Source organism: Pseudoalteromonas sp. TB25 (genome assembly GCF_000497995.1).
Classification (GTDB): domain Bacteria; phylum Pseudomonadota; class Gammaproteobacteria; order Enterobacterales; family Alteromonadaceae; genus Pseudoalteromonas; species Pseudoalteromonas distincta.
In genome coordinates, this window is record NZ_AUTI01000122.1 from 1 (window position 1) to 7162 (window position 7162).

7 protein-coding genes are annotated in these 7162 nt (G+C 39.2%); 3 read left to right on the top strand and 4 right to left on the bottom strand.

Features of this window, described 5'->3' with window-relative positions:
* On the top strand, nt 1-857 hold an 857-nt coding region (locus L652_RS0102550; RefSeq protein ID WP_024603259.1), incomplete at its 5' end, for a pseudouridine synthase.
* Nucleotides 858-879: 22 nt separating this feature from the next.
* Here L652_RS0102550 and L652_RS0102555 read toward each other — a convergent pair.
* Nucleotides 880-1464, bottom strand: coding sequence for a hypothetical protein (locus tag L652_RS0102555; RefSeq protein ID WP_024595071.1), 585 nt, complete (start codon nt 1462-1464; stop codon nt 880-882).
* Between the two features lie 62 nt (nt 1465-1526).
* Nucleotides 1527-1781, bottom strand: coding sequence for a hypothetical protein (locus L652_RS0102560; RefSeq protein ID WP_024595072.1), 255 nt, complete (start codon nt 1779-1781; stop codon nt 1527-1529).
* A 241-nt stretch (nt 1782-2022) separates the two neighbouring features.
* On the opposite strand from L652_RS0102560, the gene L652_RS0102565 reads away from it, so the two are divergent.
* Complete coding sequence (locus L652_RS0102565) at nt 2023-2355, top strand: PBPRA1643 family SWIM/SEC-C metal-binding motif protein (RefSeq protein WP_024595073.1); 333 nt, start codon at nt 2023-2025, stop codon at nt 2353-2355.
* Between the two features lie 108 nt (nt 2356-2463).
* On the opposite strand, the gene L652_RS0102570 is transcribed toward L652_RS0102565, so the two are convergent.
* Both L652_RS0102570 and L652_RS0102575 read right to left on the bottom strand, forming a co-directional pair.
* Complete coding sequence (locus L652_RS0102570; RefSeq protein WP_024595074.1) at nt 2464-5532, bottom strand: efflux RND transporter permease subunit; 3069 nt, start codon at nt 5530-5532, stop codon at nt 2464-2466.
* A gap of 2 nt (nt 5533-5534) precedes the next feature.
* A complete protein-coding gene (locus L652_RS0102575; RefSeq protein WP_024595075.1) occupies nt 5535-6617 on the bottom strand; it encodes an efflux RND transporter periplasmic adaptor subunit in 1083 nt (360 codons plus the stop codon).
* Between the two features lie 122 nt (nt 6618-6739).
* Between L652_RS0102575 and L652_RS0102580 the strand changes: the two genes are divergently transcribed.
* The coding region (locus L652_RS0102580) for a LysR family transcriptional regulator (RefSeq protein ID WP_024595076.1) at nt 6740-7162 on the top strand (423 nt) is incomplete at its 3' end.

The window sequence follows — 7162 nt, forward strand, 5'->3', positions numbered from 1 at the left end:
ATGGCAAGCCACTTAAAGCCACACCAAAGCGCGTTTATATCGCTTACAATAAACCCGTTGGTATTACGTGTACTACCGAAAGTAAAATTCAAAGTAATATTATTCGCGCAGTTAACTATCCAACACGTATATTTCCAATAGGGCGTTTAGATAGACCTTCTGAAGGGCTTATATTTTTAACTAACGAAGGCGATATCGTTAATAAAATTTTGCGTGCGGGTAATAACCACGAAAAAGAATATGTTGTTACGGTTGATAAACCGCTTAATCGTCAGTTTGTTACAAAAATGGCCAATGGCGTGCCTATTTTAGATACCGTGACTAAAAAGTGTAAAGTGACACAAACTGCCCCTAAAGAATTTAAAATAGTACTTACACAAGGTTTAAACCGCCAAATACGCCGTATGTGTGAATATTTAGGTTACGAAGTGGTGACGTTAAAGCGCACTCGTATAATGAACGTAACACTAAAAGGTTTAAAGGTAGGGCAGTGGCGTCATTTGTCTGATACTGAAATGGCGCAAATAAACGACTCGATTTCTGACTCAGGTAAAACTCAAGAACATTCGCTTGATGCTAATAAACAATCAGAAAATAATATGCTGTCGGCTCCTAAAAAGCGTGATTTTCAGGGTGAAAATCCTCGCCGTTTTAATAAAGGCGAACAAAGTGGCGAGCGAAATTCAAGTCGCAACTCTGAACGCAGTAATGCTAATGGCGAGCGCAAAAATGAGCGCAGTAAAGCACCTTATCAAAAGCGTTCTACCAAGTATGTTGGTAAGCCAAAAAGTATTAAAGAGAATAAGTCGTCACAGTCAAAACCTAGCTCGGGGCGTACCCTTAGCTTAAAAAAATAATCTGCACCTAAGTGGTATTCTACTACCACTGTATTTCTTGTACTATATTGCCAAGTGGGCTTGTAACGCCCACTAAATTTATATTGTTATTTTGCAAAGTCACCAATTTATTCTTATCTAAATACCATCTAAAAGTGTATTTTCTGTAGTTCTGTAAACTAAGCACAGTTAGCGTTGCACAACTGTACTCATAATCAGTTGGGCAACTACCTACTTCAAGTAATTGATGCTCTTGCTGCCATATATTATTGCTGTGTTTATTGGCCCATAATTTCACAGAAATACAAACTGACGTCCATAACCATAAGTAAATTAAAATAGGCAAAAACAGTGGTATAAATGCGCTGCGGAACTTCCCATGCTCAGTAATATAATTTTTAACTGTATGTTTAAATTCAAAGTTATTATTGTATTTTTTATATAGGTGCCTTAATAAAACAACCGACAACACTATCGCCGTTATTGGAAATAACGTAAATGTTAAGGTGTTATATATACTGTTGGGGATAAAAGCGGGGTCGGCTTGTTCATCCCATGCAAGTAAAACCAGCGGAGGTGCTGTTACTAAGAGTAATATGGCGCTGTTGAAGAGTTGTTTAAAGGTCAAAGGGTATTCACTTATAAAATGTTGCTTGTATAAAGCCCAAATTAGCGCTTAATGTTTCGGTATTAAATGCTAAAGCCAATATAAAATAAGAGTATACCTAAATAAACAGCAATCGCCGATAACGAGTTTTTAGAGCGCAGGCGCTTAACAAGGTCGCGTGTGCCATCAAACATACCGGAAATAACCAGTAGTATGCCCCCTGTAAAACGGTAGTTGTTTAAGTTCACGTTACCATTCTCGTCAGTTATAAAGCGTAAATAACCAAAAAGTATAAAAATGCTGCCCGCTATTAGTATCGCAGTTTTAAAATTTTCCAAGGCTTTTCCATAATATTGAGTTAGATACTAAAACGGCACTAAGTTGAGTTATGATAATTTTACTATATTTCGAATTTAAATTTTGCCTAAATCCATTAAATGGCCTCATTATGTCGCTATATTAGGCGTATATACGCTAAAGCCTGATTTATATTGTGCATTATCAAGTACACTTAGTTATATGAAGGGTAAGCTGTTAAGATGCGCCGTCTTAATAATGCAGAAAGGTTATAGAAGTAACATGTCAAAATTTTTCTTTATGGGTAAGCCCGACATAATGGGTAAAAATAACAGTAATGGATTTGCACCAAAACGTACTGCAAAGCCAGGCACAGAGTTACACCCGTTAACGCTAATTGTAAACTCAGTTGCACGACAATCAGAAATAGAAGCAATATTAGAAGAGCATTCGCTGTTTGCTTCAATTGAAGTTAAAGCTGAAGTACCAGAAGATATTCGCGAACTAGACTTTGCGCTTAGCAAGTCAACACCACAAGTATTTGATAAAGTACCAGAGCGTAACGCACCTTGTGTATGTGGTAGCGGCAAAAAATATAAGAAGTGTTGCGGTTAGTTTCTTAACAACTAAATATGTAGCCTTTCTTTTTTATCGGTATTAAATAAAAATGCCACTGACCTTGAGCCAGTGGCATTTTTTAATGTTAACCGATTATATGTTTAACTACTTACGCGGTTCGTAATCAATTCTAAATATAACCGTGTAAAGTACTGGCACTACAATTAGAGTCAAAATTGTAGCAAAGCCTAGACCAAACATAATCGTTACCGCCATTGACTGGAAGAACACGTCAAATAACAGCGGGATCATACCTAAAATAGTAGTTATAGCCGCCATAGCAACTGGGCGTACACGGCTCACACCAGAGTCAAACACGGCCTCATAGGGCGATTTACCTTCCCTTAATTCGAGATTTATTTGATCAACTAATACAATACCGTTTTTAATAAGCATACCGCTTAAGCTTAATAAACCAAGTAGTCCCATAAAACTAAACGGAGCATTCATAGCTAACAAGCCCGCGCTTACACCGATAATAGCTAACGGAACCGTTGCCCAAATCACAAGTGGTTGCTTAAGCGAGTTAAAAAGTAATACGGTTACTGCAAACATCGCTAAGTAACCCAGCGGTAATGAGCCAAATATTGCTTTTTGAGCCTTGCTTGAAGATTCAAACTCGCCGCCCCATTCCAGTTCGTAACCGCGCGGTAATTCCATGTTTTCTATTGGTCCGCGAATACGTGCAAATAGTTTAGCAGGGGTTTCATCTCCTAATACATCGTGATCGGCCATAATCGTAATTGTACGTTTGCGATCGCGGCGCATTATTAGGCTGTCTTCCCACTGTACAATAAACTCGTCTACCACTTGGGTTACTGGTACAAATACACCAAGTACTGGGCTGTATATTTGAAGGTCGTGTACGCTTTCTACGTTTAAGCGCTCGTTAGCAGGAGATCGTGCAATAATAGGTAGCAACTGCGTGCCATCGCGATATACGCCCACTTGTTTACCCGATAAGCTTGTTAGTAATACATTGTCTAAGTCAGATTTACTAATACCTAAGCGGCGTGCTTTTTGTTCGTTAAACTGCGGGCGAATCATTTTAGTACGTGCACGCCAGTCATCACGAATATTGTACGCGCCATCGTCTTTACCAATAAGTTCTTCAGCTTTAGCAGCCAATTGTCTTAAAATAACAGGATCAGGGCCTGAAAAACGCGCTTCTATTTTTGCATCAGTAGAGGGACCAATTTCCATTGGCTTAATTTTAAGCTGTGCAGAGAGTGCATGATTATTTGAGTAATCACGTACAGTTTGCATTACAGTCGCTACGGCTTCTCTGTTGGCTACACGAATAATTAATTGCCCGTACGCGGGATATGACTTTTCTGGTGCGTAGGTAAGCATAAAGCGTGGCGCGCCTTGGCCTGTTGTACTTGTTACTTCTTCAACAAGGTCTTCTTTTTGCAAAAACTCTTCAAGTTTATTAACGCCCTCAAGGGTTGAGCGAATATCAGATCCTTGCTCTTGCCAGTAATCTACATAAAACATAGGTGTATTAGAAGCAGGAAAAAACGACTGTTTTACAGAGCCAAAACCAACAACCGCAGTACACAGTAAAACAACCATTAATATAAGCGTAGTTTTTCTAAAGTGCAGCGCTAAATCTAAAATCGCTTTGTAACCATTAAAAATAAAGCCTTTGTATGGGTCTTCATCTTCTTGGCCTTCTTCGTTTTTAAATTCGTTTTCTTTGAACATTAAATTGGCAAAAAATGGCGTTAGCGTAATGGCTGTTATCCAACTTAATAAAAGCGAAATAAACAACACCCAAAACAAGCTGCCTGCAAATTCACCACTGGCATCAGAGCTTAGTCCAATTGGCGCAAACGCAGTGACTGCAATGACTGTTGCACCTAGTAAGGGCCATTTTGTTTGCTCAACAATATTAACCGCCGCTTTGAGTTTTGTTTGCCCACGTTTAAGGTTTATTAGTATCCCTTCGGTTACAACTATTGCGTTATCAACCAGCATCCCTAGGGCAATAATAAGTGCTCCAAGCGATATGCGTTGCAAGTCGATGGCAAACAACTTCATAAATATAAACGTACCCAGTACAGTAAGCAGTAAAATACCACCAATTAAAATACCGCTTTTTAAACCCATAAATAACAGCAGTACTACAATAACAATCGCAATAGCTTCAAGTAAGCTGATAATAAAACCCTCAACCGACTTTTGAACCTCTTGTGGTTGGTTGTATACCGAATTTATGTCAATACCATGAGGGCGTTGATACTCAAGTGAGGCTAAATGCTCATCTATGTTTTTACCCACATCAACCACGTTAACACCCGACATAAACGACACGCCAATAAGTAAAGCTTGCTGAGAGTTATAACGAATAATGTTATTTGGTACTTCTGCGTACTCTCTGTAAACCTTTGCTACATCGCCTAAGTAAATAAGCTCATTGGCACCTGATTTTGAAATTAATAAGGTTTCGAGCTCTTTTACATCTTTAAATTCGCCAGTAGGATGCAAGCGAATTGACTCATCGCCCACACGAATTTTACCTGCGTTAGATACCGTGTTTTGCGATTGCAATAACTGGAATATATGGCTTGGCGCAATACCTAATTGAGCAAGCTTACGCGTAGAAACTTCAACCATTACTTGCGCTTGTTGTTGCCCCGCAACGGTTACTTTACTAACGCCTTTAACCAATACCAGCTCACGCTTTAAAAAATCGACGTAATCTTTAAGCTCGTCATACGAGTAGCCATCACCGGTTACCGAATACATAACACCGTACACATCGGCAAAGTCATCCAAAATTGTACTAGGATAAACACCACTGGGTAACGACGGAGAAAGGTCGTTAATTTTACGACGCATTTCATCCCAAATTTGGCGAAGCTGCTCTTTACGATAATTGCTTTTCATTTCTACTGAAATTTGTGATTTACCGTTAGATGAAATAGACGTAACGTAATCAACATAAGGGAGTTGCTGAATCGCGTTTTCAATCGGAAAAGTAACTTCTTCTTCAACTTGCTGCGGCGAAGCGCCAGGGTACATGGTAATAACCATGGCTTTTTTAAGCGTAAACTCAGGGTCTTCTAGTTGCCCTAAATCAAAGTACGAAACACTACCGCCAATTAATAGCAGCAGCGTAAACATCCAACTGATTACTTTTTTCTCTATGGAGAGTTGTGCAAAGCTCATAATTATAAGCCTCGCTCTTTATTCCATGCTCTTACTTTCATGCCTTCTTTTAGTGAATGCACACCGGCAGAAACCACAATTTGGCCTTCTTTAATACCACTTAACACTTCAATACCATCGCGGTGCAACTGGCCAACCTTTACAGCTTGTTTGTGCACTTGGCTAGTTTTTGAATCAAAAAGCCATACGTAGGCGTTATCTTCAATTGATTCTTGCGGCTCAGAAAACACAGACTCGATAGGTAGTATTGTATAAGCAACTTGCGAGCGCGTTACTTTGCTTAAATCAATAAGCACACTACCCGTCATACCTGCGAGTAAATTAAAGTCCTCAGGTACTGGTAGCGAAAATACAACCTTATAAGTAAGTGTTGCAGGATCTGCTTGGGTATCCCACTCTTTAATATCAAGTATGTACTCTTTATCGTCAAAGCCATCAAACTTTACAGTAGGGTGGTAATCGGTGCCTTTTTGAAAACGAGCGACTATTTTTTCAGGAACCTGAATTTCTACGTCCATTAAATCGCGTGTTTCTAAGCGTAATATATTTTGCTTTGCTTGAATATTTTCAAAGTTTTTAACAAATACTTTTGCGACCGTGCCTGAAAATGGCGCGCGCAGCTCGCTGTACTCAAGGTTTGTTTGTGCAATTTTAAATGCAGATTCGGCAATTTGCATATTAGCAGAGGCTTCATCTAATTCTGATTGGCTGGTGATTTTTTTCTCAAACAATTGCTCAATACGGCCAAGTTGTGACTTTGCCAGCTCAAAGCGTGCTTTACGTTCGTCAAACTGTAACTGAAAATCTTCTGGGTCTAGTTTTGCTAATAAATCACCTTTTTCAACGTGTTCACCAGCAAGCACAGGGAACTTAACAAGTTCGCCGTTTACCCTAAAAGCTAGGTAAGAGCCTTGGTTTGCAACAACCTCAGCAGGAAAGCTGCGAATGTTAGTTTGCGTATCATGACCTATGTTGAATAATTTAACAGGGCGAATGGGCTCTTCTTTAACTTGTTGTTCTGGCTCAGAACAGGCTATTAAGCTTAGTAAAGTCGTAGTTAAAAAACATAGACGAAAGAGTTTCATGTCTTCTCCGTTGCAATGATGGCAAAATAATTAAGTGCAGCATACGCTGCAAACATATAAAATAAAAATCATAAAATTTTAGAAACTCAATAAGTTTTACTTATAATGTTGCAGAGTGCTATATGAAGCTGAATCAATTAATAATTTTAGATGCCATAGTGCAAAGCGCAAGCTTAAGCGGGGCAGCACTAAAGCTACATAAAACGCAGCCAGCGCTTACACTTGCTATTAAAAATCTAGAAGAAAAAATAGGTTTTGAGTTGCTAGACAGAAGTAAGTACCGATTACAGCTTACTGAAAAAGGGCGAATTTTCCACCGCGAGGCGCAGCAACTTCTGCATGCCAACGACGAGCTAGCGCAGCTTGCTAAAGAATTGGCACTCGGTAATGAACCCCAATTTAGAATTTGTTACGAACAACTTTGCCATACGCAGAGTTACAACGAGATCATAAGTATTACTTTTAGATTGTTTACCAGCACCGAATTTAGCTTAACAAGCGGGAAGCGCTTTATCTCATTAGAGCAAGTAAATAGTGGGCAAGCC